The sequence below is a fragment of the Seonamhaeicola sp. ABD4_175 genome (genome assembly GCF_056160885.1).
The window spans coordinates 187,632-211,524 of sequence record NZ_JBSWYC010000002.1; the positions used below are offsets into that span (position 1 = coordinate 187,632).

Annotated in this window: 27 protein-coding genes and 1 tRNA gene; 14 read left to right on the forward strand and 14 right to left on the reverse strand. The window is 32.3% G+C overall.

Annotation, left to right across the window (positions count from 1 at the left end; all coding sequences use genetic code 11):
• The first annotated feature begins 12 nt into the window (after positions 1 to 12).
• The 5 genes from ACXAG4_RS07080 (at position 13) to ACXAG4_RS07100 (ending at position 3,555) form a co-directional block, all read left to right on the forward strand.
• Positions 13 to 570, forward strand: coding sequence for a YeeE/YedE family protein (locus ACXAG4_RS07080; protein WP_475295387.1), 558 nt, complete (start codon positions 13 to 15; stop codon positions 568 to 570).
• A 19-nt stretch (positions 571 to 589) separates the two neighbouring features.
• Positions 590 to 1,003, forward strand: coding sequence for a DUF6691 family protein (locus ACXAG4_RS07085; RefSeq protein ID WP_475295388.1), 414 nt, complete (start codon positions 590 to 592; stop codon positions 1,001 to 1,003).
• Between the two features lies 1 nt (position 1,004).
• Complete coding sequence (locus ACXAG4_RS07090) at positions 1,005 to 1,805, forward strand: sulfite exporter TauE/SafE family protein (protein ID WP_475295389.1); 801 nt, start codon at positions 1,005 to 1,007, stop codon at positions 1,803 to 1,805.
• Positions 1,806 to 1,873: 68 nt separating this feature from the next.
• Positions 1,874 to 3,283, forward strand: a complete 1,410-nt coding sequence (locus ACXAG4_RS07095; RefSeq protein WP_475295390.1) for an MBL fold metallo-hydrolase — start codon at positions 1,874 to 1,876, stop codon at positions 3,281 to 3,283.
• A gap of 2 nt (positions 3,284 to 3,285) precedes the next feature.
• Entirely contained in the window at positions 3,286 to 3,555 is a 270-nt protein-coding gene (locus ACXAG4_RS07100) for a heavy-metal-associated domain-containing protein (RefSeq protein WP_475295391.1), read from the forward strand.
• On the opposite strand, the gene ACXAG4_RS07105 is transcribed toward ACXAG4_RS07100, so the two are convergent.
• The 8 genes from ACXAG4_RS07105 to ACXAG4_RS07140 all read right to left on the reverse strand — a co-directional run bounded on the left by ACXAG4_RS07105 (position 3,556) and on the right by ACXAG4_RS07140 (position 10,228).
• Entirely contained in the window at positions 3,556 to 3,831 is a 276-nt protein-coding gene (locus ACXAG4_RS07105; protein WP_475295392.1) for an ATP-dependent Clp protease adaptor ClpS, read from the reverse strand.
• 27 nt (positions 3,832 to 3,858) lie between these two features.
• Entirely contained in the window at positions 3,859 to 4,905 is a 1,047-nt protein-coding gene (locus ACXAG4_RS07110; protein WP_475295393.1) for a lactonase family protein, read from the reverse strand.
• 3 nt (positions 4,906 to 4,908) lie between these two features.
• Positions 4,909 to 5,745, reverse strand: a complete 837-nt coding sequence (prmA, locus tag ACXAG4_RS07115; protein WP_475295394.1) for a 50S ribosomal protein L11 methyltransferase — start codon at positions 5,743 to 5,745, stop codon at positions 4,909 to 4,911.
• Between the two features lie 156 nt (positions 5,746 to 5,901).
• A complete protein-coding gene (tpiA, locus tag ACXAG4_RS07120; protein WP_475295395.1) occupies positions 5,902 to 6,651 on the reverse strand; it encodes a triose-phosphate isomerase in 750 nt (249 codons plus the stop codon).
• Between the two features lie 82 nt (positions 6,652 to 6,733).
• Positions 6,734 to 7,225 (reverse strand): TlpA family protein disulfide reductase, encoded by a 492-nt coding sequence (locus ACXAG4_RS07125; RefSeq protein ID WP_475295396.1) that lies wholly within the window; start codon positions 7,223 to 7,225, stop codon positions 6,734 to 6,736.
• Positions 7,226 to 7,273: 48 nt separating this feature from the next.
• A complete protein-coding gene (locus ACXAG4_RS07130; RefSeq protein ID WP_475295925.1) occupies positions 7,274 to 8,350 on the reverse strand; it encodes an ABC transporter permease in 1,077 nt (358 codons plus the stop codon).
• A gap of 4 nt (positions 8,351 to 8,354) precedes the next feature.
• Complete coding sequence (locus ACXAG4_RS07135; RefSeq protein ID WP_475295397.1) at positions 8,355 to 9,668, reverse strand: BT_3928 family protein; 1,314 nt, start codon at positions 9,666 to 9,668, stop codon at positions 8,355 to 8,357.
• Between the two features lie 23 nt (positions 9,669 to 9,691).
• Entirely contained in the window at positions 9,692 to 10,228 is a 537-nt protein-coding gene (locus tag ACXAG4_RS07140; protein ID WP_475295398.1) for a DUF1599 domain-containing protein, read from the reverse strand.
• A 121-nt stretch (positions 10,229 to 10,349) separates the two neighbouring features.
• On the opposite strand from ACXAG4_RS07140, the gene folP reads away from it, so the two are divergent.
• The 4 genes from folP to ACXAG4_RS07160 are packed head-to-tail and all read left to right on the forward strand — an operon-like array spanning position 10,350 to position 13,456.
• Positions 10,350 to 11,180: a dihydropteroate synthase gene (folP, locus tag ACXAG4_RS07145; protein WP_475295399.1), complete on the forward strand. Its 831-nt coding sequence runs from the start codon at positions 10,350 to 10,352 to the stop codon at positions 11,178 to 11,180.
• 5 nt (positions 11,181 to 11,185) lie between these two features.
• On the forward strand, positions 11,186 to 11,842 hold the full coding sequence (locus ACXAG4_RS07150) for a hypothetical protein (protein ID WP_475295400.1): 657 nt from the start codon (positions 11,186 to 11,188) through the stop codon (positions 11,840 to 11,842).
• Between the two features lie 36 nt (positions 11,843 to 11,878).
• A complete protein-coding gene (locus ACXAG4_RS07155; RefSeq protein ID WP_475295401.1) occupies positions 11,879 to 12,664 on the forward strand; it encodes a diadenylate cyclase in 786 nt (261 codons plus the stop codon).
• A gap of 6 nt (positions 12,665 to 12,670) precedes the next feature.
• Positions 12,671 to 13,456 carry a DUF3667 domain-containing protein gene (locus tag ACXAG4_RS07160; RefSeq protein WP_475295402.1) on the forward strand — a complete coding sequence of 262 codons (786 nt, stop codon included), beginning with the start codon at positions 12,671 to 12,673 and terminating at the stop codon, positions 13,454 to 13,456.
• 7 nt (positions 13,457 to 13,463) lie between these two features.
• On the opposite strand, the gene ACXAG4_RS07165 is transcribed toward ACXAG4_RS07160, so the two are convergent.
• Together ACXAG4_RS07165 and truA are read right to left on the reverse strand one after the other, a co-directional pair.
• Positions 13,464 to 15,230 carry an ABC transporter ATP-binding protein gene (locus tag ACXAG4_RS07165; protein WP_475295403.1) on the reverse strand — a complete coding sequence of 589 codons (1,767 nt, stop codon included), beginning with the start codon at positions 15,228 to 15,230 and terminating at the stop codon, positions 13,464 to 13,466.
• The gene (gene truA, locus ACXAG4_RS07170; RefSeq protein WP_475295404.1) at positions 15,223 to 15,975 is read right to left on the reverse strand and encodes a tRNA pseudouridine(38-40) synthase TruA; all 753 of its coding nucleotides are present in this window, start codon (positions 15,973 to 15,975) and stop codon (positions 15,223 to 15,225) included. Before truA ends, ACXAG4_RS07165 begins: the two co-directional genes overlap by 8 nt.
• Before the next feature lie 107 nt (positions 15,976 to 16,082).
• Here truA and ACXAG4_RS07175 point away from each other — a divergent pair, with 107 nt between their 5' ends.
• The gene (locus ACXAG4_RS07175) at positions 16,083 to 16,577 is read left to right on the forward strand and encodes a metallophosphoesterase family protein (protein WP_475295405.1); all 495 of its coding nucleotides are present in this window, start codon (positions 16,083 to 16,085) and stop codon (positions 16,575 to 16,577) included.
• 260 nt (positions 16,578 to 16,837) lie between these two features.
• On the opposite strand, the gene ACXAG4_RS07180 is transcribed toward ACXAG4_RS07175, so the two are convergent.
• Positions 16,838 to 17,248: a DUF4293 domain-containing protein gene (locus ACXAG4_RS07180; protein ID WP_475295406.1), complete on the reverse strand. Its 411-nt coding sequence runs from the start codon at positions 17,246 to 17,248 to the stop codon at positions 16,838 to 16,840.
• A gap of 205 nt (positions 17,249 to 17,453) precedes the next feature.
• On the opposite strand from ACXAG4_RS07180, the gene rho reads away from it, so the two are divergent.
• From rho to ACXAG4_RS07195, 3 genes are all read left to right on the forward strand, one after another.
• On the forward strand, positions 17,454 to 19,064 hold the full coding sequence (rho, locus tag ACXAG4_RS07185; RefSeq protein WP_475295407.1) for a transcription termination factor Rho: 1,611 nt from the start codon (positions 17,454 to 17,456) through the stop codon (positions 19,062 to 19,064).
• Positions 19,065 to 19,258: 194 nt separating this feature from the next.
• Positions 19,259 to 19,471 (forward strand): hypothetical protein, encoded by a 213-nt coding sequence (locus ACXAG4_RS07190; protein WP_475295408.1) that lies wholly within the window; start codon positions 19,259 to 19,261, stop codon positions 19,469 to 19,471.
• Positions 19,472 to 19,678: 207 nt separating this feature from the next.
• On the forward strand, positions 19,679 to 20,449 hold the full coding sequence (locus ACXAG4_RS07195; RefSeq protein ID WP_475295926.1) for a DUF481 domain-containing protein: 771 nt from the start codon (positions 19,679 to 19,681) through the stop codon (positions 20,447 to 20,449).
• Positions 20,450 to 20,595: 146 nt separating this feature from the next.
• Here ACXAG4_RS07195 and rpsT read toward each other — a convergent pair whose 3' ends face one another.
• The 3 genes from rpsT to proS form a co-directional block, all read right to left on the reverse strand.
• Positions 20,596 to 20,847 carry a 30S ribosomal protein S20 gene (rpsT, locus tag ACXAG4_RS07200; RefSeq protein ID WP_475295409.1) on the reverse strand — a complete coding sequence of 84 codons (252 nt, stop codon included), beginning with the start codon at positions 20,845 to 20,847 and terminating at the stop codon, positions 20,596 to 20,598.
• Between the two features lie 26 nt (positions 20,848 to 20,873).
• Positions 20,874 to 20,945 (reverse strand) — tRNA-Glu (locus ACXAG4_RS07205).
• A gap of 115 nt (positions 20,946 to 21,060) precedes the next feature.
• A complete protein-coding gene (gene proS / locus ACXAG4_RS07210) occupies positions 21,061 to 22,539 on the reverse strand; it encodes a proline--tRNA ligase (protein WP_475295410.1) in 1,479 nt (492 codons plus the stop codon).
• A gap of 73 nt (positions 22,540 to 22,612) precedes the next feature.
• Between proS and ACXAG4_RS07215 the strand changes: the two genes are divergently transcribed.
• Entirely contained in the window at positions 22,613 to 23,866 is a 1,254-nt protein-coding gene (locus ACXAG4_RS07215) for a hypothetical protein (protein WP_475295411.1), read from the forward strand.
• The last annotated feature ends 27 nt before the right edge of the window (positions 23,867 to 23,893 follow it).

Consider the following 23,893-nt stretch of genomic DNA (forward strand, 5'->3'; position numbering starts at 1 on the left):
ATTAAGTGAAAAATGGAAAATATTTTAAACCCTTGGCCTTGGTATGTTTCTGGCCCTTTAATTGCCTTAATAATGGCTTTACTGTTTTATTTTGGCAAAACTTTTGGCATGTCTTCAAACCTTAGAACCATGTGTTCTGCTTTTGGCGCCGATAAATTTGCAGACTTTTTTAGATTTGACTGGAAAGCTCAAAAATGGAACTTAACCGTTGTTTTAGGTGCTATAATTGGTGGTTATATTGCAGTTAACTTTTTATCAAATAACACACAAACCAATTTAAACCCAACTACAATTGCCGAACTTCAAACTTTAGGTTTTGAAAACGCAGGCGCTACACTTGTGCCAACCGAAATGTATGGTTTAGATGCCTTAACGTCTATTGAAGGTTTACTTATTTTAATTTTAGGCGGCTTACTTGTTGGTTTTGGTACACGTTATGCTGGCGGTTGTACTTCGGGGCATGCTATTACTGGTTTAAGTAGTTTACAAAAACCATCATTAATTGCTGTAATTGGCTTTTTTATTGGTGGTTTAATAATGACAAATGTTATACTACCATTAATTTTCTAACGCATAAATTCTAATTAAAATGAAATTTTTAAAATTTTTAATAGTTGGTATTATCTTCGGAATAATATTAGTAAAATCTGAAGCCGTTTCATGGTACAGAATTTATGAAATGTTTAGGTTTCAATCCTTTCATATGTACGGTATTATTGTTACTGCTATTGCCTCGGGTATCCTATTTCTTCAATTAGCTAAAAAGGGCATTATAAAAAACATTCATGGTGAAAAAATAATGGTTCCTAAAAAAGACAGAAGTTTTGCTCGCTATATTATTGGCGGTACTATTTTTGGTCTTGGTTGGGCTTTAATTGGTGCTTGTCCTGGGCCTATGTACATACTTTTAGGTACGGGCGTAATTAGCATGCTAATTGTAATTGCTGCTGCACTATTAGGTACATTTTTGTATGGGGTTTTAAAAAACAAACTACCTCATTAAAATGGATAATACACAAATTTTTGGCTATATTGGAGCCTTAATTGTTGGTTTGGTGTTGGGTTTAATAGGTGGTGGCGGTTCTATTTTAACAGTACCTTTGTTGGTATATCTTTTAGGCTACAACCCTATTATTGCCACGGCTTATTCATTATTTGTAGTGGGTACAACATCATTAGTTGGTACATTTCAAAAATATAAAAAAGGGTTAGTTGATGTTAAAACGGGGCTAGCCTTTTCGTTCCCATCATTTGTAGCTGTATATTTATCTAGGCGCTATTTAGTACCAAACATTCCAGATAGCCTTTTTTTAATAGGAAATATTGAAATAACTAAAGAAATGGGTATCATGATTTTCTTTTCAATAATCATGCTTATTTCTTCTATTTCTATGATAAAAAATAAGAAACAAAAAAACAATGTTACCGGTAGCAGTCAGCCTTATTACAAGACTTTTGTGCAAGGTGTAACAATAGGTACAATTACAGGAATTATTGGTGCTGGCGGAGGTTTTTTATATGTGCCCGCTTTGGTTCTTTGGGCTAATATACCCATGAAAAAAGCCGTTGGCACATCGTTAATTATAGTTACTATTAATTCTTTAATTGGCTTTACAGGTGATATGCAAACGCTAGCTATAGATTGGTTTTTTCTGCTGTCATTCACCATTACATCTATAATTGGTATCTTATTAGGTGTTTACCTTTCAAAATTTATAAGCAGCAAAAAACTTAAAAAAAGCTTTGGAGTTTTCACCCTAATAATGGCTATTTACATTGTTTATAAAGAAACTATTCTAAAGTAGTTTATGTGACTTAAGTCACACTCATAACATACACACTTTAGTAAATTTGAATAAGAAAAAATTAAAAAATGAAAATAGAACAAATATATACAGGATGTCTAGCACAAGGTGCTTATTACATAGAATCTGAAGGCGAAGTTGCCATTATTGACCCATTACGCGAAACACAACAATACATTGATAAAGCAAAAAACGAAAATGCTACAATTAAGTACATTTTTGAAACGCATTTTCATGCCGATTTTGTGTCTGGCCATATTGATTTAGCAAACAAAACGGGCGCTACCATTATTTTTGGTCCCAATGCTAAAACAGATTATGATGCCTACATTGCTAAAGACAATGAAACTTTTAAAATTGGCAACATAACTATAAAAGTGCTTCATACACCCGGGCATACTCTAGAATCTGCTACTTATTTATTAATTGATAAAAACGGTAAAGATCACGCTATTTTTTCGGGTGACACGCTGTTTTTAGGTGATGTTGGCAGACCAGATTTGGCTATAAAATCTGACTTAACAAAAGAAGATTTAGCAAGTATGTTGTATGATTCACTTCGAAATAAAATAATGCCTTTAGCCAATGATGTTATTGTTTACCCTGCCCACGGCGCTGGTTCTGCTTGTGGTAAAAACTTAAGTAAAGAAACTGTTGGTATTTTAGGAGAGCAAAAGCAAACAAACTACGCCCTTAGAGCAGATATGACAAAAGATGAATTTGTTAAAGAAGTGCTTGATGGTATTTTACCGCCACCACAATATTTTGCAAAAAATGCGCAAATGAACAAATCTGGTTATACCAGTTTTGATACTGTTTTAGAAAAAGGTGACGTAGCGCTAAACCCAGAAACGTTTGAAAATATAGCCAACCAAGAAGGAGCCTTAGTTTTAGATGTAAGAACCGAACAAGAGTTTGTTAAAGCACACATACCTAATTCAATTTTTATTGGTATTCATGGTGGTTTTGCACCATGGGTTGGTGCCTTAATTACAGATTTACAGCAACCTATTTTATTAATAACGCCTGAAGGTAAAGAACAAGAAACTGTTACAAGGCTATCAAGAGTAGGTTATGATAATACCTTAGGCTATTTAAAAGGAGGTATTGAAGCTTGGAAAAACGCAGGAAAAGATATTGAATCTATTGAGTCTATTTCAGCTGAAGAATTAGCGGATATAAATAAAAAAGATACTATTAAAATTTTAGATGTTAGAAAAGATGGCGAATATAAATCTGAACATTTAAAAGGAGATAACGTACATCATTTTCCGTTAGATTATATTAACAATAATATGAATACTATTGATAAAAAATCTAATTATTACATACATTGTGCTGGTGGTTATAGGTCTGTAATTGCAGCATCAATCTTAAAAGCTAGAGGTTTTAATGTAATTGATATAGCTGGTGGATACGCTGCCTTAAAAAAGACAGATTTACCAAAAACAGATTACGTATGTCCTTCAACTTTATAAACATGAATACTACAATACAAATACAAAACTTAAAATGTGGTGGTTGTGCAAATACAATCACCACTAAATTATCTGAATTAGAACTTGTTGATAATGTAACTGTTAACAATGAAAATAATAGTGTTTCATTTTCATATGACAATGAAGAAACACTTAATACAGCAAAAAAGCTACTTGTTAAATTAGGATACCCTGAGGTTGGTACTAATAATGCTATTACTACAAAAGCAAAATCTTTTGTAAGTTGTGCTATTGGCAGAATGCAAAAGTAATTACACTATTTCTGCGCTTAAACCGGCGTTTAACAAGGCTGTACAACGTGGTTTTAAATCATCATAAGCTCCTGTTTTTACTGTGCATTTTCCTTTGTAATGTACAATAATTGAGCATTGTTCAGCTTGTTCAGGAGTATGCTCACAAGCTGTTATTAATGTTTCTATAACGTGATCAAAAGTATTTACATCATCGTTATATAACACAATTTCGTTTGAATTAGCCTCTTTTTCTAAAACGCTAAATTGTTCTTGTATTTTTTCATGTGTACTCATAGCAAGTCAAATTTATAAAAAAATACGTTACAAAAATTGTAAGCATGATATAGATTTTAATTTTGGTGCAGAAAACACGCTTTTTAGTAGCCCATTTTCAGTATTAATTTTAAAAACTTCAATTGTAAAAGAATCTTGATTAGCCACCAATAACCAATTTCCGCAAGGTGAAATTTCAAAATCTCGCGGCGTTTTACCATAAACTTCTTGAATTCCAATACGTTTTAAAACACCTTCGTTCTCAAAAAAACTAAATATTGTAATGGTTTCACTTCCGCGATTAGCGCAATATAAAAATCTACCATTTTTTGATAGTTTTATGGCTGCGCTTGATGGTGTATCATTATAATTTTCTGGTAGAGAATTTACATTATTTATAACTTCAAACCTATGATTGTTTAATTTTAATATGGAAACATCACCGGTTAATTCATTCATTAAAAAACCAAACAAACCGTTAGGATGCATTACTAAATGTCTTGGACCGCCACCTAAAGGTGTATTTATTCTATAAGCCTCTTTAAGCGTGTTTTTAGCTTCAATAGTATATACAACAACCTTATCTAAGCCTAAATCTGGCACAAAAATGTGGTTATTGTGTTCATAAACCATGTGCGTATGTGGGGCTTCTTGCCTAGTTTTATTAACACTACTACCTTTATGCTGTAAAATTTGCGAATGCGCATTTATAGAGCCATCATCATTTAATTGATATACATGAATATTCCCTGTCCAATAACAAGCTACCAATAATGTTTTATCGTTATTTATAAGGTTGATATGGCATGGTAAACCACCCAAAATGGGTTGTTTATTTATAAGCGTTAAACTTTTATCTTCATTTATTTTATAAGCTAATACCTGCGGATTTTTTTCTGGCATCACCTCTTGAAAACTATATAAATACTGCTTGTTTTTTGAAATTACTAAATATGCGGTGTTTACATTTTCATGAATATGCAAAGGTGTTAAACTACCTGTAATTTCATTAAATTTTAATGTTGAAATACCTTTACCAAAACCTTCTAAACCTGGTAAAACTTCGGTTGTATATGAACCTGTAAATACAATCATAATTTATTGATATTTTAATGCTACCCAATTGTTGCGCTCAAAAGTTTCTTGTAGTTTAAGGTTGTTTTTTGAAACCTCAGCATCAATAGTTGGTATGTCGTTATTGTAAAATCCGCTTAAAAATAAGGTACCACCTTTGTTTAAACAAGCAGTGTAGGTTTTCATATCTTGAAGTAAAATATTTCTGTTTATGTTGGCTATAATTACATCATACTTTTTATCTTGTAACAGTGATGCATCACCTTCAAACACTGAAATATTTGAACAATTATTCCTTTCAACATTTTCTAAACTGTTTAAATAGCACCAATTATCAATATCAATAGCATGAATAGGTTTGGCGCCTTTCATTTCTGTTAAAATAGCTAAAACGCCTGTACCACAGCCCATATCTAAAACCGATTTATTTTTAAAATCTTCTTTTAAAATATGCTGAATCATCATATGCGTAGTTTCATGATGCCCGGTACCAAAACTCATTTTAGGCTCTATAACAATATCAAATTCAGTATTAAATTTTTCGTGAAACGGTGCACGAACTGCACAAACATCATCTACAATAATTGGGTTAAAATTCTTTTCCCATTCAGCATTCCAATTGGTTTGTTCAATTTCAGAGAAAGTGTATGTAATTTTAAACTCATTTGAATTTAAAATATTAATATTATTTAAAATAGCATTATGCCATTCATCTTTTTGAATGTAAGCTGTAACGCCTGTTTCGGTTTCAACAAAGCTTTCAAAACCAGCGTAACCTAATTCTGCAATAAGAATTTCGGTAGCTGGTTGCAAAGGTTCTACTTTAAACTCGTAACCAATGTATATGATGTTTGATGACATATTTTATTTTTTGATGTAAATATAATACTTAAGCGTTAACATTGTAATTGAAGTATAATGAAAAAAAGCGCTCAAATTTTAAATTTTGAACGCTTTTTAATTTAGATGTTATTTGAAATGCGTAAGCAAATTCAGCATAACAAGAATATCTTTAATCTAGAATGCATTTACAATAGCAAAGAAATCTTCAGCTTTTAATGATGCACCACCAATTAAACCGCCATCAACATCTGGCTTAGAGAAAATTTCTTGTGCGTTGGCTGGTTTTACACTTCCACCGTAAAGAATTGAAACGCTATCAGCTACTTCTGCTCCGTACTTATTTGCTAACGTTTTTCTAATAAAAGCGTGCATATCTTGTGCTTGCTCTGGTGATGCAGTTTCACCTGTGCCAATAGCCCAAACTGGTTCATAGGCTAAAACTATTTTATTAAATGCCGATGCTTCTAAGTGAAACAACGCATTTTTAATTTGATTTTCTACTACGGTTTCTTCGTTTCCAGATTTTCTATCGGCTAACTCTTCACCAAAACAGAAAATAACGGTCATATCATTTGCTAAAGCAGCATCAACTTTTTTAGCTAAAAGCTCATCAGTTTCATTAAAATATTCTCTACGCTCACTATGCCCTAAAATAACAATTTCTGCTCCAACACTTTTAAGCATGCTAGCGCTAATTTCACCAGTATAAGCACCGTTTTCTGCAAAATGCATGTTTTGAGCGGCTACATGAATATCGGTTGATTTTAAAACTTTATAAGCTTGGTATAAGCTTGTAAATGTTGGCGCTACAATTACCTCTGCGTTTGAAGTTTTTGTTTGGTTTGCTAAATCTGCTAATAACGCTTCAGTTTGTGATAAATCGTTATTCATTTTCCAGTTACCGGCAACAATATTTTTTCTCATAATTCCCATCCTAACCTTCCCAAAGGGAAGGAATTTGTTTATTATAGTTAATTATTATTTTGAATTTGAGACGCTAAAGTACTTAATTTTTAACAGCTTTAATAAGATTTTTGTCATCAGCTTCAATAACATTAAATACAACGATTTCGCTGGCTTTATTTATAACCATATATCTGGGTATCCAACTTATGTTTACAAAATTTGCAAACTCACAATCTTTACCATTTGGCATGTAGTAGTGGTCTCCTTGTACATTGTATTTTTCAATACCCTTTTTCCAAGCAGCTTCTCCTCTATCTAATGATAAAAACACATACGCTACATCTTTATAATTTTCTTGTAAAGCTTTAACTTTTGGCATGTTTTTTATACAATCTCCACACCAAGATGCCCAAATATCAACAACAATGGTTTTGCCTTTGTGCTTGTTTAAAATAGATTGAAAAGTTACGCTTTCACCATTTAACGTTACAAACGTATCATTTAAAGCTGCCTCGCTAAATGTTTTTGGGTCTGGTGTTTTACAACTTAAAAAAGTTACTATTACTAATAGTATTACATATATTTTTTTCATTATTTGATTTTTTTTAAATGTGATTTCCGCCAAAACGGAGATTAAAAATTACTTCAATTTTACTTTAGGATCTAACCAAGCGTAAATTAAGTCGACAAATATATTAATCATTACAAATAAGGTAGCAATTACTAAAACAGCTCCCATTATTACTGGTAAATCTAGCGTGTTTAGTGCGTTAACAATTTCTTTTCCTAAGCCATTCCAACCAAAAATATATTCTACAAAAACAGCGCCTGCTAGCATTGATGCAAACCAACCCGAAATAGCGGTAACCACTGGATTCATTGCGTTTTTTATAGCGTGTTTTTTTATAATTTGAAACTCAGATAATCCTTTTGCTCTTGCGGTTCTTATATAATCTTGATTAAAAACTTCTAAAAGAGAATTTCGCATAAGTTGAATTACAACGGCTAACGGACGAATACCCAACACCACCGCTGGCAACACTAAATTTTTCCATTTTATGTGCATGGCTTCTCCAAAATCGTCTAACTCATAAAGGCTTCCCGTCATTTCTAAATTCGTGTATTCATGTAAAACGAAGCCAAATAACCAAGCAAATAAAATAGCGCTAAAAAATGATGGCACACTCATGCCTAATGTGCTTATCACTTGTATAAATTTATCTAACCATTGGTCTTTATACAACGCTGAAATGATACCCAAAACAACACCTAAAACAATAGCTATAAAAATGGCCGATATGGCCAACACAAACGTATTGGGCAATGTTTCACCTAAAACTTGGGTTACTTTTTTGCCTTGTTTTGTGAAAGATTCTCTTAAATATGGAAACTTTAAAACAGTTGTTGTATTTCCAATGGTAAAAAGTGGCTTAGCAGTGTATTTTCCAGATTGTAAAGCAGTGTAATCTTCTTTATTTTTTGAATGAAATGACAGTGGCGATAAGTCATTTAAATAGTAAACATATTGTATTGAAATAGGCTTATCAAAGCCATATTTCTGTTTTACTAATTTAAGTTGCTCTGTATCTTCATTTTGACCTAACATCATTTGCGCCGGATCACCCGGGAGCACATTAAACAAAAAGAAAATAACAGTTACCACACCAAATAATGTGAGTAAAGCATAAATGATTTTATTTAGTAAATATTGTATCAGCTTATTATTCTTTTAAAACAACTTCAATCATTCCAGAGTAATTACTATTCTTTAATTGATTAATTGAATCCAAAATAGTTGAGGCTGAAGCATCTTTAGTAACACGTATATCTTGCACCTTAAGAGAATCAATAGTATCAAATTTTTCTTTAGATGAGATTTGTCCATTAATCAAATACAAAATTCCATCATTTTTAACCAATGGTACACTTCTTTCAACCTTAGGTAATTCAAAACCTTCCAAATCATTCCAGTGTACTTTTTGTTTAACAGTACCTTGATCTAACTCTAAAATACCAGGGTTTGAACGTACTACAGTTTTAAGCGCTTTTTCATCACATAAATACCAAGTAACATCTAAACCAAAAGCTTCATTTATACGTTGCTTAACATCTTCACCCGATGCTGTTAAACCAATAACCTGATAACCTTGATTTTTAGCGCTTTCAGTAAATGTTTTTAATTTTTTGGCGCCTTCCAATTCAATTTTGTTAAGGTTGTATGACACAATAACTACTACATTATCTTGTGTTAAAAAATATTCGGTTAAATCGTCATTTTCACTTTCAATTGAAAAATCATAAATTGGTGGTTCATAACCTTTTTCAATTTCTGTTGTTTCAACGCTAACAAAATCGCCTTCAACTGTAGGGTAATCGCCTAATGTTTTAATAATTTTTTCTTGGCCATTAACATTAAATTTCCAAGCGTATTCTGTAACTGGTTTTGGTGCATCATCTGGTATACTCATACCTTCAGCTATATTTTTACCAATAGCGTAACCTCTAAAATCTATGGCTGGTAAATGCATTAAAACGTGGTAACCAAACCATAAGCTTACTATAAAACTTAACAACGCTAAAATGGTTGTTTGTAGTTTACTAAATACCGCATTTATATGTTTTACGCCAACAAAAAGTATTATAATAAGCACCAGCAATACAACATCTTTAGTAAAACTTTCCCATGGTGTTAGTTTAAGGGCATCACCAAAGCAGCCGCAGTCTTTTACCTTATCAAAATATGCCGAATAGAAGGTTAAAAATGTGAAGAAAAGTATCATTAAAAGTAAGCTCCAAACGGTAAATTTTGGTTTATATCCTATTAAAAGAAATACGCCCAAAACTACTTCAAAAACCACAACAAAAACAGATATTAGTAATGCGTAAGGTTCTAAAAATGGTATATTTAAAACATCGGCGCTAAAATATTCTTGGAGTTTATATGAAAACCCAAGCGGATCATTAAGTTTTATAAATCCTGATATTATAAAAAGTACGCCTACAAATATTCTTGATATACTTACTATTGCTTTCATGTAGTTTTAATTTATTTTGAATTTTATTCACTTAAGTGAATTAGGGCAAATACCGAGTAGTTTATCATGTCTTGATAATTAGCATCAATACCTTCGCTAACCAATGTTTTGCCTGCATTATTTTCAATTTGTTTAACGCGTAGTAGTTTTTGCAAAATTAAATCGGTTAAGCTACTTACACGCATATCGCGCCATGCTTCGCCATAATCATGATTTTTATTTTCCATTAACTCTTTGGTAATGGCTATGTGTTTTTCGTATAACTTAACGGCTTCTTCGGTGGCTAAATCTGGCTGATCTGCCACACCTTTTTCAATTTGAATTAAAGCCATAACACAGTAATTAATAATGCCAATAAATTCACTTTCTTGCCCTTCGTCTACCTTTTGTTCTTTGTTTTCTTGCAAACCTCTAATACGTTGTGCTTTTATAAAAATTTGATCGGTTAAAGATGGTAAACGCAGTATTCTCCAAGCGCTTCCGTAATCGGCCATTTTCTTTTTAAATAAACTTTTACAAGTTTCAATTACAGCGGTATATTGTTTTGAGGTGTTTTGCATGAAATTAATATGTATTTTGCGTAAATTTCGCTTAAATAGTTCAGAGTTCAAAGTTCTTAGTTCGTATTTATGATTTTATTAAAACTTTAAACCCTAAACAACCCATTTTGAACCCTTTTTTATGACCATAAACTGCAGAGGAAAACTTATTGATTTATCTACCCCAAAAGTAATGGGCGTTTTAAACCTTACACCCGATTCTTTTTTTGATGGTGGTAAATTTAATAATGAAACAAACATTTTAAATCAGGTTGAAAAAATGTTAACTGATGGTGCTACATTTATTGATGTTGGTGCTTATAGTTCGCGTCCAGGAGCCAATTTTGTTAGTGAGCAAGAAGAGCTTAACCGCATTGTTCCTGTGGTTAAACTTATTTTAAAACACTTCTCAAAAACCTTAATATCAATAGATACATTTAGAGCAGAAGTTGCTAAACAATGTATTGAAAATGGCGCTGCTTTAATTAACGATATTTCGGCAGGAAAACTAGACAAAAACATGCTAAAAACCGTTGCTAATTTACGTGTTCCGTACATAATGATGCACATGCGTGGTACACCACAAACCATGCAACAACTAACTAGTTATGATGATATTGTTAAAGACCTTATTTTTTATTTTTCTGAAAGCATACAAACTGCCCACAATTTAGGTATTGCAGATATTATTGTTGATCCTGGTTTTGGTTTTGCAAAAACATTAGAGCAAAACTATGAACTTTTAAATAAACTAGAATTATTAAATATACTTGAAAAACCCATGCTTGTTGGAGTTTCTAGAAAATCAATGATTTATAAATTATTAGAAACCACACCACAAAATGCCTTAAATGGCACTACAGTTTTAAACACCATTAGTTTACAAAAAGGCGCTAACATTTTAAGAGTTCATGATGTAAAAGAAGCCCTAGAATGTATTAAGTTAGTTGAAAATTTAAAAGTTAGAAGTTAGAAGTCATGAAACATTGTTTTTTAGTAGTTTTAGTAGTTTGTATTTTTTCCTGTGGAAATGAAAAAGTAGTGCAATTACCAGAAATTAGTCATTCTGAAATAACAGAAATACAAGATGTATCGGCAGCCTATTTATTTTATAATAACACCAAAACTGATAGTGTTGAGCTTAACCGAAAAAACCTAATTAGCACCACCAACTGGCTAGTTAACGTAGATAAACGTTTAACCCTAAAACAAGTGATTCCGCATATTAAGTTTTTACAAAACAAAAAGGCAAATGCAGGACACAAAAACGAAAAGGCAAAAAACTATTTTACATGCCATGATATTAGTAAAAACAATTTAGGGTTTGTTGAGTTTACTAATGTGGTTTATAACAATGCCATTTCTAACTTAAAAGCATCAAGCAATGAAATAATTCTAAATTTTAATACACCAAATATTATCAGGATTATAAATATAAAATCAGATACCGTTTCAAAAACAATTTCTAAAAATGAGCTTGCAAATACAATAAAACCGCTTGATTTACCTGAAAACACTATTAAACTTCATTTCAATTCAAATGTATCATTTCAAGATTATATTTCGTTTAAAAAACTCATTTCAACAGAAATAAAACAAGCTAAAATCTCTAACAAAGAATCTATTTACAATTAACCTTATTTTATTAAATTTACCAAAACCATTATTCTATTGGACATCTTTAAAGACATTTTAAATCTTCGTTTTATAGATTACCTTGATGTTGTAGTGGTAGCGCTCCTACTCTACTACCTATACAAATTAGTTAAAGGCACCGTAGCCATTAATATTTTTATTGGTATTATTATAATTTATGGCGCTTTTAAACTTACGGGGTTTTTAGATATGCAACTTCTTAACGGCCTATTAAAAGGCTTTATTGAAGTTGGTATAATTGCTTTAATTGTAGTGTTTCAACCAGAAATTAGAAAATTTTTACTCATGGTTGGGTCTACCAATTTTGGGCACAGATTTAAGTTTTTGCAGCGTTTTAAATTTTTAAAAACCGATGCCACAAGTACTACTGATGTTAATGCTATTATTGCAGCTTGTAATAAAATGTCTATGTCTAAAACTGGTGCTCTAATTGTTTTTGAACGTAATAATAACCTAGATTTTTTAACACAATCTGGTGATGAAATGAACATTAAAGTTACCCAACCTATTATAGAAAGTATTTTTTTTAAAAATAGTCCGCTACACGATGGTGCTATAATTGTGAGCAATAATATTGTTAAAGCAACCCGTGTAATTTTACCCGTAAATAACGAAAAAAACATACCACAACGCTTTGGTTTACGCCACAGAGCTGCTATTGGTATTACTGAAAAAACCGATGCGTTAGCACTAGCAGTTAGTGAAGAAACTGGGCATATTTCGTATTTTAAAGATGGCGATTTTATTGCTTTTGAAGATACTAGCCAACTTATTTCTGCCATAAAAAAAGATTTAGCTTAATAACTTATGAAATGTAAAAACTGTAACAGTACCTTAAGAACCGATTATAGTTTTTGTCCAGATTGTGGCGCTAAAGTAATACGAAGCCGTATTACTGCTAAAAGTTTAATTTTTGATTTTTTTGAACGCTATTTTAACCTAGACAACACATTTTTTACCACACTTTGGCATATGCTAATAAAGCCACAGGCTGTTTGTGGTGGCTATATTACTGGTTTGAGAAAAAAATATTTAAATCCAGTGAGTATGCTTGCTATATCATTAACAGCATCGGGTTTTGTAATGTTTTTAATGAAAAAAGTAGCTTGGGAAAACATAGACTTTTCTAAAATAAGTTATGCCCAAACTAGCGGCCAAAATATGGGTACCGAAAAAATAATGGCCGCAACTATGGAGTACAGCTCATTTATTTATTTCTTATATATTCCTATAATTGCTTTTGCTAGTTACGCCGTTTTTAACAAAAAAAATTACAACTATCCAGAGCATATTATAACTGCTATTTACGCACTTACAAGTTTTAGTATTATTTCTACTATTTACACTACAACTTTACTGCTAACAACACCGCAAGCCTTTATTGATACTGCACTTATTTATACAGCTGTTATGGTTTTATTTAGTTTATATGTAGCTTATAAAAATGCACCCGCAAAAAAAACATCACTACTGTGGCGTATTCCTTCGTTTTTAATAATAGTTTTTATGGGCTATATTTTTAGCTCAGTTTTTATGTTAGCTATGTTATTTATTACCGGTGAAATTACGGTACAAGATTTTATACCCAAATAATAAATTACTACGCTACATTTTCTTCTTGTAGAAATTGCACTTCGTAAAGATTTTTGTAGTAACCGTTTTCTTTTTTAAGAAGTTCGTGGTGCGTACCTTGCTCAACAATATTACCAGAATCCATTACAATAATTTTATCGGCTTTTTTAACAGTTGCCAAACGGTGTGCAATAACAATAGATGTTCGCCCTTTTGTAATTTTTTCAGTTGCATTTTGAATGAGTTGTTCTGAATACGAATCTACTGAAGATGTTGCTTCATCTAACACCAAAATACTTGGGTTTGTAACATAAGCTCTTAAAAACGAAATTAACTGTCTTTGTCCAGAAGATAACATAACACCACGCTCTTTAACGTTATAATTATAACCATTTGGTAAACTCAAAATAAAGTCGTTTATTCCAATATCTTTGGCCGCTTGATGTACCTGTGCTTCAGTAATTTCAGGGTAATTTAAGGTTATGTTATTCAAAATAGTATCAGCAAATAAAAACACATCTTGTAAAACAACCGCTATTTGAGTTCTTAACGATGCTAAAGTTACATCTTTAATATTGGTGTTATCTATGTAAATATTACCGCCTTTAATTTCGTAAAATCTACTTAACAAATTTATAATAGTAGATTTTCCGGCTCCTGTAGCACCAACAATAGCAACGGTTTCTCCTTCTTTCACACTAAAAGAAATGCCTTTTAAAACATCTTCATCTTCAACATAACTAAAATGAACATCATCAAATTTAATATTACCTTTAAAATGGTTGGCCACAATATTACCGGTATCATCAATTTGCGATGTAGTATCTAGCACTTTAAAAACACGGGTTGCTGCTACCATACCCATTTGTAGTGTATTAAATTTATCTGCTATTTGGCGTAAAGGCCTAAAAAGCATAGGTATAAACATTATAAATGCCACTAAAACACCTTTAGTAACAGAGCCTTCAACTACATTTAAACCACCATACCACGCAACTAAACCAATGGTAACTGATGACGCCAAATCTGCAATAGGAAAGAAAAACGAGTTGTACCATACAGTTTTTAACCAGCCTTTTTTATGGCGTTCGTTAATTTCTTTAAACTTTTTAAATTCGGTAGCTTCGCGCGTAAAAAGTTGTAATATTTTCATGCCCGTTATACGCTCTTGCACGAAAGAATTAAGATTTGAAACCTCGGTTCTAACTTCTTCAAAAGCTTTCTTCATATATTTTTGAAATACGCGTGTGGCATACAGCAAAACTGGTAACATTAATAATACTATTAGGCTTAATTTCCAGTTTGTATAAACCATAACTCCAAATACAACAAGCATGGTTAAAATATCTCTAAAAATCATGAAAAGTCCTTGCCCAAAAATATCGGCAATACGCTCCATATCTGTAACAGATCTTGTAATTAATACACCTACCGAAGAATTATCATAATACTTCATTTTAAATTTTAATAGGTGATTAAACAGTTTTGTTCTTACATCTTTAACCAAGTTTTGCCCTAACCAAGCAGCATAATAAATAAAACCTAATTGAAAAATGGTTTGTAAAATTAAAACCGCAAACATTATTACCACATAAATTAAAAATGTATTGGGTTTGTTTAATGCTATACCTTTATCTATGGCATCTTTGGTTAAATATGGTGTTGCAGCACTTAATCCTGCTAAAAGAATTACTAAAACAAACAGCCCTATAAAAATACTTTTGTAAGGTTTTATATACTGAAAAAGGCGCTTAAAAAGCACAAAATCAAAAATACTTTCTTTCTTTTTAGTCATTATTTAGTGTTATACTTTTTGGGTATTCTACATTAATTAAATATAAAGCATGTGCAGGTACAGAATATCCAGCTTCGCTTCGGTTTTTTGATGCTATTATTTTATGCACATCATCTATGGTAATTTTACCTAAACCTACATTTATCATGGTGCCCACAACTGCCCTAACCATATTACGCAAAAACCTATCGGCTTTAATTACAAAATGAAGTTCGTCATCTTTAAAAAACCATTGTGCTTTCATAATATCACAATTATACGTTTTTACATCGGTATTTGTTTTAGAAAAGCATTGAAAATCTTTATAATTAAATAAAACATCTGTGGCTTTTTGCATGTTTTCAACATTTAAATCTTGCTTCATAAACAACGCATTATTATATGAGAACACGTTTTTTTTTAGCGTAATTCTGTACAAATAGGTTCTGCTTAAAGCATCAAAACGTGCGTGTGCATTAGGATTTACTTTAAAAATACGTTGTATAGCAATATCTTTTGGTAAAAATGCATTGAGCTTGTAAGCTAATTGTGTTTTACTAAAAGTTACATTTGTATCAAAATGAGCAAACATTTGTGAGGCGTGTACACCTGTATCTGTACGGCCTGCACCAACAATTGCTGTAGGTTGTTTTAGTAATGTTGATAATGCTTTTTCTATAACTTCTTGCACCGTAATTGCTGTAGGTTGGTTTTGCCAACCATGATAGGTGCTTCCGTTATAAGATAGTTCTATAAAATACCTCAAATTGTTTTAATACATTTGTTGAAACAGCAAAGATATATAGTTTTAAGATTCTTTGTACTGTTGAAATCTTAATTAAATATTAAAACACACCAAGTGTTTATTGATATATGACCAAAATTCTACTACTTTCTGATACGCATAGTTATATTGATGATGATGTACTTAAATATGTTAAACAAGCTGATGAGGTTTGGCATGCTGGTGATATTGGCAGTTTAAAGGTAACCGATGCTATTAAAGCCTTAAAACCTTTAAGAGGTGTTTATGGCAATATTGATGATGCTGGCGTTAGGGTTGAATTTCCGGAGCATAACCGCTTTATGTGCGAAAGTGTTGATGTTTGGATTACGCATATTGGTGGCTACCCTGGCGCTTACAATATGCGGGTTAGAGAACTCATTAAACAGCAACCACCAAGGTTGTTTATTTGTGGGCACTCGCATATTTTAAAGGTAATGCCTGATAAGAAACTTAATTTAATTCATATGAATCCGGGGGCGGTTGGTAAACATGGTTTTCATAAAACACGTACTATGTTACGGTTTACTATTGATGGTAAAAAAATTGATAATTTGGAGGTTATTGAGTTTAACAAGCGCTAGTTTTTTTTATGTTTTAATTGAAACTAACTTGACAAATAAGGCTTTTTTTGTTTTTGAAATTATGTTGGCTGGTGGTTGCGTTAGGGATTGCAGCGGTAGCTTTTGGCGAAGTGCGCTTTGAGCCAAAACTTTAAGCGTAAAGCCCGACCCGATAGGGAAACGCCATAATGACACGTTTATTTTTCTAGATTTTAAATTATAAAAAAGCCCAAAGTCTTCACTTTGGGCTTACGCACTAATACTACTAAGATATTAGGTTTTTATCGTAATCTATCTACTGATTTTACAAGGTCTTCGTCCTTTTTAATGGCTTTATTAGCTAAAGCTAAAAATACGATAGAAATTATAGGAAGAAGCACCCCAATACCTTTCTCAGAAACCGCCGTTTCTCCAGATAAATTTAGTGATTGATATACAAAAAATCCTAGTAAGATAAAGTTTAATATCATGTTTAGGCGGCCCAACATAAATTGAGACTTCCTGTTTTTGTATCTAAAAATTGTTACCAATGAAAAAAATGCCGATGTTATAAAAGCTGCAAACACATAATTAATATCTTGGGCATAAACTACGCTACCGCTAGTGGTTTTCCATAGGTTGAATACAAATATTAACCCGCCAGAAACTGCGGCTGCAAGTAAAAGATATATGGTTTGTATACGTTGTAACATACTTATTTCTTGTAATTGGACAGCAAAAATAACAGTTTCTTTAAAATTTTAGTGCAAAAAATTAAAATAAAGTTGTATAATTGCAGTAATAATTCACAACAACCGCTGTTACAAGCGGTTAATTCTCCAGATTAAATCATTTTTTCTCAGAATTACTCAAAAAAAATTATACTCAAAAAAAATTTATATTCAATTATAAACATCAATGTTTGAAATTTCACAATTAAAAGCAAAAAAACTCTCTGAACTACAAGAGATTGCGAAAGAATTAAGTATACCTAAATACCGTTCTTTAAAAAAATTAGATTTAGTTTACCAAATTCTAGATCATCAAGCAGCCAACCCTAAGGCTACAACTGAGGCTAAACCTGAAACTAAAGCCGAAGACAACAAACCAAAACCAAAAAGACAGAGACAGCGCGTACAAAAAAAGCCTGCAAACACAAGCAATACTGCTAAAACTGAAACTACTGCACCTAAAGCTACCGAAGAAAAAGAAAAACCACAAGCACAAGCTAAAAAAGAGGAACAAACTCAAAGTAAACCTCAAAATAATAGCAATAACAACAATAATAACGGTAGTAATAACAATAACCAACAAAAGCATCGCCAACACAAAAACCAACATAAAAATCAAAAAAACAATGTTGATAACGGCAATAAAGACAATAGAAACCGTTATAGAGAACCTGATTTTGAATTTGATGCTATTATTGAAAGTGAAGGTGTTTTAGATATTATGCAGGATGGTTATGGTTTTTTACGTTCATCAGACTATAACTACCTATCATCACCAGATGATATTTATGTATCTCAATCTCAAATTCGATTATTTGGTCTTAAAAAAGGCGATACTGTTTTAGGAAATGTACGCCCTCCAAAAGAAGGCGAAAAATATTTTCCGTTAATAAAAGTAAACAGAATTAATGGGCAAAAGCCCGAGGTTGTTAGAGACCGCGTTTCTTTTGAGCATTTAACACCGCTTTTTCCTAGAGAAAAATTTAATATAGCTGAAAAACAGAGCACCATTTCTACAAGAATAATGGATTTATTTGCTCCTATTGGTAAAGGGCAACGTGGTATGATAGTATCACAACCTAAAACGGGTAAAACCATGTTACTTAAAGATGTGGCCAATGCTATTGCAGCCAACCACCCTGAGGTATATCAAATGATTTTATTAATTGATGAACGCCCAGAGGAAGTTACAGATATGCAGCGTAATGTACGTGGCGAGGTTATAGCATCTACCTTTGATAAAGAAGCACATGAACACGTAAAAATTGCCGACATTGTTTTAGAAAAAGCAAAACGCTTGGTTGAATGTGGCCATGATGTTGTAATACTTTTAGATTCTATTACACGTTTAGCAAGGGCATATAATACCGTACAGCCAGCATCTGGTAAAATTTTAAGTGGTGGTGTAGATGCCAATGCTTTACACAGGCCAAAACGCTTTTTTGGTGCTGCCAGAAATATTGAAAACGGCGGTTCTTTAACAATTATTGCTACTGCACTTACCGAAACAGGCTCAAAAATGGATGAAGTAATTTTTGAAGAATTTAAAGGTACTGGTAATATGGAACTACAGTTAGATAGAAAAATATCTAACAGACGTATTTTCCCTGCTATTGACCTTACATCATCAAGCACAAGAAGAGATGATTTATTACTAGATGAAAACACCATTCAACGCATGTGGGTATTACGCAAATATCTAGCAGACATGAACCCTGTTGAAGCCATGGAATTTACAAACGATCGTTTCAAACAAACTAAAAACAACGAAGAGTTTTTAATATCTATGAATGGATAGAACTAAACACAATTAATATAAAAAGCCTTAACAAAAATTTGTTAAGGCTTTTTTATTTTTCAATTATACAAAGCTTATGCAAACAATACAAATATTATGCAAAGTCAATAAACTACCATAATCATAGTTAGCAATTCATTCTTATTTTTTCAATAAAACTTATATTTGAAACTTTCATATTACCAAAAAAATAAATGCTATTATCATTAAAAAAAATTGCAGCTATTTTAGTTGCACAAAACAAAGAAAAAGAGGGTATAAAATTATTTGTAGAATGTAATTGCGATAAAAATTATATTAGGCAAGAAGTTAAACACATAAACCATGTAAGAGACCAAAGTTTAGCAAATGTGGCTCTTTTTATTTACGATTTACCTAACGAAGCGGAGGCAAAACTTATAAGCTAGAATTTACAGGAAAATCTTCTTTTGAAGGAATTAATAAAACTTTGACTTTTGACTCAAACGCAAACATGACTGCCGATGATGTTAGAAAACGATTAACATGGCGCATTGGACGTGGGTTACTTAGATATGTAATTGAATCTGATTTAGAAAATAAAAGGACAACCAAAAAACAAAGAAATTATTGTAAGAGACCCTTGGAGAAATTGGATTTTTGAAGTTTACGGTCAAGGTAAATTCAGTAAAGAGTCTAGTAGAAAAAAGTTTGATTATAAAGTTGGACTTGAAAGTGATAAAGTAACTGAAAAATGGCGTGTTAGAGCTGATGCTCAACTAAGTCATGCTAACAGTAAATTTATTAGAAACGATGAAGAATTTACTAGTTCAAGAGACAGATATTGGGGGGCATCTAGTATTGTACGTAGTATATCAGACCATTGGTCTACAGGTATATTTGGTAATTTAAGCCATGACACTTACACAAACATAGATTTGGCCTTGGGGTTTTCTCCTGCAATTGAGTATAACATTTTTCCTTACAGCGAAGTTTTAAAAAGAGAAATAGTATTTGCTTATAAAATTGGGTACAAATACAACAATTATATTGAAAAAACGATATTCAATAAAAATGAAGAGTCTATATGGAATCACTCTTTCGATATTCAAGTACGTTACAGGCAACCATGGGGAAATATATACTCTAGAATTGTTGCGTCAAGTTTTTTACAAGATTTATCAAAAAACAGAATACAAAACAATAATACCGTTTCTGTAAGAGTTGTAAAAGGATTCTCAGTTAGATTTACCAGCAACTTACAGTATATTCAAGACCAAACAAACCTGCCTGCGGGAGACGCTTCAATTGAAGACGTGTTATTACAACAAAAACAAATAGCTACAAATTTTAATTTAGGTTTTTCTGTTGGCGTATCATACACTTTTGGTTTTGCTTTTAACAATATTATTAATACAAGGTTATAAAGTATTAAAAAAAGTATAAAAAATTAATTAGTTTCTACTAATTAAAAAAGGATAATTATTGTGAATACATTTATTATTTGTGAAATTTCGGCCATAAAAAAAGCCTTTCTTTTCAGAAAGGCTTTTTTTATAAAATCGTTGTACTACTATAATGCAGCAACATGCTTAGCTAAACCAGATTTAAGGTTAGCCGCTTTATTATTGTGTATAATATTTTTCTTAGCTAATTTATCTAACATAGAAACAACTTGAGGAAATAAAGCCTCAGCTTCTTTCTTATCAGTAAGCTCACGTAACTTTTTAATAGCATTACGTGTAGTTTTGTGTTGATATCTATTTAACACGCGTTTAGCTTCGTTACTTCTTATTCTTTTTAATGCTGACTTGTGATTTGCCATTTTGTTTTTTCTTTAGTAAAAAATTGTAGCCCGTAGGGGAATCGAACCCCTCTTACCAGGATGAAAACCTGGCGTCCTAGCCGATAGACGAACGGGCCATTTAGGTTATTTCAGTGTTTTTATGAACTGAGCAATTCGTGATTGCGGATGCAAAGATACTACTAATTTTGAATGCTGCAACACTTATTTAATTTTTTTTCAAAAAAATTTAAATTAATATGCTTTTGCAAATAAAACCCTACCTTTTGAAGGCGCTCCTGAATATACACAACTACCTGATTCTTCAGTGTTTTCTAAAGGAACACATCTAATTGTTGCTTTTGTTAATTCTTTTATTTTGTCTTCAGTTTCAGGTGTTCCATCCCAATGTGCCGATATAAATCCGCCTTTGCTTTCTAAAACATTTTTAAATTCATCAAAAGTTTCAACCTTGGTTATATGCTCATTTCGGTATGCTAAGGCTTTATTAAACAAACTTTGTTGTATATCTTCTAATAAATCTTCAATTACAACATTTATTCTGTCTAAAATAACGGTTTGTTTGGTTAAGGTATCTCTACGCGCTACTTCAACTGTACCTTCTTCTAAATCTTTTGGACCAATAGCTATTCTTAAAGGTACACCTTGTAACTCATGCTGTGCAAATTTAGCGCCTGGTCTTAAAGTATCACGTTTATCAAACTTAACAGATATATTGCGTTCTCTTAAATCACTAATTATATCTTCTGCTACTTTACTAATGGCTTCAAATTGCTCTTCATTTTTATATATAGGAACAATTACAACTTGATAAGGTGCTAAATTTGGTGGTAAAACCAAACCATTATCATCACTATGTGTCATAATTAGTGCGCCCATTAAGCGTGTTGAAACACCCCAAGAAGTTGCCCATACGTAATCTTGCTTACCTTCTTTGTTTGCATATTTAACATCAAAAGCTTTGGCAAAATTTTGGCCTAAAAAGTGCGATGTTCCTGCTTGAAGTGCTTTTCCGTCTTGCATTAAAGCCTCAATACAATACGTTTCATCGGCTCCAGCAAAACGTTCGCTTTCAGTTTTTACGCCTTGTACTACTGGTATTGCCATGAAATTCTCAACAAAGTTGGCATACACGTTATTCATTTGCTTAGTTTCATCTAAGGCTTCTTGTTTTGTTGCATGTGCTGTGTGGCCTTCTTGCCATAAAAACTCTGCTGTACGCAAAAATAAGCGTGTACGCATTTCCCAACGTACTACGTTTGCCCATTGGTTTACTAAAATTGGTAAATCTCGGTAAGATTGAATCCAATTTCTGTATGTATTCCAAATTATGGCTTCACTGGTTGGCCTTACAACTAATTCTTCTTCTAACTTTGCTTCAGGATCTACTCGTAACTTACCTGGTTTATCTGGGTCATTTTGTAATCTATAATGTGTTACTACAGCACATTCTTTTGCAAACCCTTCGGCATTTTTTTCTTCAGCTTCAAATAAACTTTTAGGAACAAAAAGTGGAAAATATGCGTTTTGATGCCCTGTTTCTTTAAACATTCTATCTAATTCTGCCTGCATTTTTTCCCAGATGGCGTAACCGTAAGGTTTTATAACCATACAACCTCTAACTGCCGAATTCTCAGCTAAATCTGCTTTTACAACCAATTCGTTATACCATTTGGAATAATCTTCTGCTCTACTGGTAAGTTTTTTACTCATATAAATGTTTTGGCACAAATATTGTGATTATGTTAAATAAAAAAATAGTTCAGCAAAACTAACTATTTTTGTTATGTTCAACAATAAAAATTCTAGAGATATGCACTTTTATAACTATACAAAACAAAATGTATCATTCTTAGCCTTAATTGGTTTAATGTTTGGTATTGTATCATGTGGGTCTTATCAATACGTTGGTGTTGACGATGATGGTATTTACGGCACATCTACCGTACAAGTAGCCAATACCCCTACACAAGCAGTTAACGAAGTGCCCGATGATAACAGAAGTAATTATTATAAAAACTACTTTAGAAACAAATCTTTAGAATACGAAAACACATTACAAAACGACGCTATTTTTACTGATATTGATGGTTATTATACTGATGATTACGCGGTAAACGACACTATTTACAATGATTACCAAGGACATGCTGGTTGGGGGCAAAACCCTAACAATGTAACCATAAACTATATTGACAACGGTTGGAATAACTGGGGTTGGAATGCTGGTTTTGGTTGGGGCTGGAACAGACCTTACTCTAGATGGGGATGGAACAATTGGGGTTGGAACACCTATTGGGGATGGAACGACTGGAATTGGGGTTGGAATAACTGGGGCTACTATGATCCTTTCTGGGGAGGTGGCTTTTATGGTGGTTTTTACGGTGGTTGGGCATACAACTCATGGAGAAACTACCCGAACAGATATTATGGCGGTTATTATGGTAATAACAGATATTACAGCAACCGCGGTTACGCATACAACTCTAGCCGCAGAGGCAGCTACTACAATAAAAGCTCAAGAAGTGGTTTAAGTAGTAGAAACTACACTTCTAGACGTGCAACAAGTACAACATCAAAATATAATACAGCTCGCCGTAGCAGTGTTTCTAGCACCTCTAGCAGAGCTTCAACGTATAACAGACGAGGTACAACATCTAGAATTAGTAGCAGTAATAATAGAAGTGCTACAAACAATTACAATTCTGCTAGAAGATACAGCGGAACTAATAGATATTCTAGCACACAAAGTAGAGGTACAACGGTAAATAGAACACCATCATCAAACTCTACTACTAGGTCATCAACACCATATAATAGAAGAAGTTCTAGTTACCAACAACCTACTAGAAACTACAACAATAATTCATCTAGAAGTTCATATCCTACAAGAAATTATGGTAATTCATCTTCAAGTGGAAGAAGTTCTTCTTACGGTTCGTCTAGCCGAAGTTCAAGCTCAAGATCAACAACATCTAGTTCATCATCTAGTAGCAGAAGTGGTGGTAGAAGCTCATCTAGCGGAGGAAGAAGACGATAAAATTTCAGTTTAAAAAAAAAATAAATA

Bases quoted from the DNA above. Each gene is read 5' to 3' on its own strand.
- ACXAG4_RS07140 (WP_475295398.1), bottom strand. From the start codon at position 10,228: ATGCAAAACACCTCAAAACAATATACCGCTGTAATTGAAACTTGTAAA.
- rho (WP_475295407.1), top strand. From the start codon at position 17,454: ATGTTTGAAATTTCACAATTAAAAGCAAAAAAACTCTCTGAACTACAA.
- proS (WP_475295410.1), bottom strand. From the start codon at position 22,539: ATGAGTAAAAAACTTACCAGTAGAGCAGAAGATTATTCCAAATGGTAT.
- ACXAG4_RS07095 (WP_475295390.1), top strand. From the start codon at position 1,874: ATGAAAATAGAACAAATATATACAGGATGTCTAGCACAAGGTGCTTAT.
- ACXAG4_RS07215 (WP_475295411.1), top strand. From the start codon at position 22,613: ATGTTCAACAATAAAAATTCTAGAGATATGCACTTTTATAACTATACA.
- ACXAG4_RS07190 (WP_475295408.1), top strand. From the start codon at position 19,259: ATGCTATTATCATTAAAAAAAATTGCAGCTATTTTAGTTGCACAAAAC.
- prmA (WP_475295394.1), bottom strand. From the start codon at position 5,745: ATGTCATCAAACATCATATACATTGGTTACGAGTTTAAAGTAGAACCT.
- ACXAG4_RS07165 (WP_475295403.1), bottom strand. From the start codon at position 15,230: ATGACTAAAAAGAAAGAAAGTATTTTTGATTTTGTGCTTTTTAAGCGC.
- ACXAG4_RS07090 (WP_475295389.1), top strand. From the start codon at position 1,005: ATGGATAATACACAAATTTTTGGCTATATTGGAGCCTTAATTGTTGGT.
- ACXAG4_RS07175 (WP_475295405.1), top strand. From the start codon at position 16,083: ATGACCAAAATTCTACTACTTTCTGATACGCATAGTTATATTGATGAT.
- ACXAG4_RS07160 (WP_475295402.1), top strand. From the start codon at position 12,671: ATGAAATGTAAAAACTGTAACAGTACCTTAAGAACCGATTATAGTTTT.
- ACXAG4_RS07085 (WP_475295388.1), top strand. From the start codon at position 590: ATGAAATTTTTAAAATTTTTAATAGTTGGTATTATCTTCGGAATAATA.
- rpsT (WP_475295409.1), bottom strand. From the start codon at position 20,847: ATGGCAAATCACAAGTCAGCATTAAAAAGAATAAGAAGTAACGAAGCT.
- folP (WP_475295399.1), top strand. From the start codon at position 10,350: ATGACCATAAACTGCAGAGGAAAACTTATTGATTTATCTACCCCAAAA.
- tpiA (WP_475295395.1), bottom strand. From the start codon at position 6,651: ATGAGAAAAAATATTGTTGCCGGTAACTGGAAAATGAATAACGATTTA.
- ACXAG4_RS07180 (WP_475295406.1), bottom strand. From the start codon at position 17,248: ATGTTACAACGTATACAAACCATATATCTTTTACTTGCAGCCGCAGTT.
- ACXAG4_RS07110 (WP_475295393.1), bottom strand. From the start codon at position 4,905: ATGATTGTATTTACAGGTTCATATACAACCGAAGTTTTACCAGGTTTA.
- ACXAG4_RS07135 (WP_475295397.1), bottom strand. From the start codon at position 9,668: ATGAAAGCAATAGTAAGTATATCAAGAATATTTGTAGGCGTACTTTTT.
- ACXAG4_RS07105 (WP_475295392.1), bottom strand. From the start codon at position 3,831: ATGAGTACACATGAAAAAATACAAGAACAATTTAGCGTTTTAGAAAAA.
- ACXAG4_RS07080 (WP_475295387.1), top strand. From the start codon at position 13: ATGGAAAATATTTTAAACCCTTGGCCTTGGTATGTTTCTGGCCCTTTA.
- ACXAG4_RS07150 (WP_475295400.1), top strand. From the start codon at position 11,186: ATGAAACATTGTTTTTTAGTAGTTTTAGTAGTTTGTATTTTTTCCTGT.
- ACXAG4_RS07100 (WP_475295391.1), top strand. From the start codon at position 3,286: ATGAATACTACAATACAAATACAAAACTTAAAATGTGGTGGTTGTGCA.
- ACXAG4_RS07125 (WP_475295396.1), bottom strand. From the start codon at position 7,225: ATGAAAAAAATATATGTAATACTATTAGTAATAGTAACTTTTTTAAGT.